The following is a 1124-nucleotide window of genomic DNA, read 5'->3' on the forward strand; positions in this document are numbered from 1 at the left end:
GAAGTCCTCGTCGAACGGCTGCACCCCACCCGCAGCCTGACCCATCACCCCCTGATCCAAGTGGTCCTGGCCTGGCAGAACCTGCCCTGGCAGCACGAGGGGCCCGCTGCCGGGCTGGCGTTGGGGGACGTGAAGGTGACGCCGGAACCCGTTGACACCCAAGTCGCGCGAATGGATCTGGTGTTCTCCTTGGCCGAGCGCTGGACGGAGGACGGGCAACCCGCCGGGATCGGCGGGGCGGTGGAATTCCGCACCGACGTGTTCGACACCGCCACCGTCGAAAAGCTGATCGAGCAGTTCCGGCGGGTACTGCTGGCAGTCACGGCCGATCCCACGCGGCGTATTTCGTCGATCGATGTGCTCGACGAGGCCGAGCGGGCGCGTCTTGAGCTGATCGGTAATCGGGCGGTGCTGGGCGGGCCGGTGGCGGTGACGGTGTCGATTCCGGAGTTGTTCGCCGCGCAGGTGGATCGTGTCCCGGAGGCGGTGGCGATCACCTGCGGGGGCCGGTCGTGGACGTATGGCGAGGTGGATGAGTCGTCGAATCGGTTGGCGCGCTTGTTGGTTGAGTATGGTGCGGGTCCGGGGGAGTGTGTGGGTCTGGTGGCCGAGCGTTCGGCCGAGGCCGTGGTGGCGATCTTGGCGGTGCTCAAGACCGGGGCCGCCTACCTGCCCATCGACCCCGGGCTCCCGGCGACCCGCATCGAGTTCATGCTCACCGACGCCCCGCCCATCGCCGCCGTCACCACCGCGGGCGTGCGATCGCGGCTCGACGGGTCGGACGTGGCCGTCATCGATTTCGACGATCCGGAAATGGCGGCACAGCCGGCCGGGCCGCTACCGCCGCCGGCCCCCGAGAACGTGGCCTACATCATCTACACCTCGGGCACGACGGGGGTTCCGAAGGGCGTGGCGGTCACCCATCACAATGTCACCCAGTTGCTGGAGTCGGTGCATGACGAGCTGGCGCTGGGCCGGGTGTGGTCGCAGTGCCATTCGCTGTCCTTTGACTTCTCGGTGTGGGAGATCTTCGGGTCGCTGCTGCACGGCGACCGGCTGGTGATCGTGCCCGACGCGGTGGTCCGCTCACCAGAAGACCTGCACGCCATGCTGATTCGCGAGCA

General features: G+C 68.1%; 1 protein-coding gene. It reads left to right on the top strand.

Translation table 11 applies throughout. The annotated features are described in order from the left end of the window. Positions 1 to 1124 (top strand): AMP-binding protein (locus A5681_RS05775; protein ID WP_156737857.1); only part of this gene is annotated, 1124 nt, incomplete at both ends.

It is taken from the genome of Mycobacterium scrofulaceum (assembly GCF_001667885.1).
GTDB classification, from domain to species: domain Bacteria; phylum Actinomycetota; class Actinomycetes; order Mycobacteriales; family Mycobacteriaceae; genus Mycobacterium; species Mycobacterium scrofulaceum_C.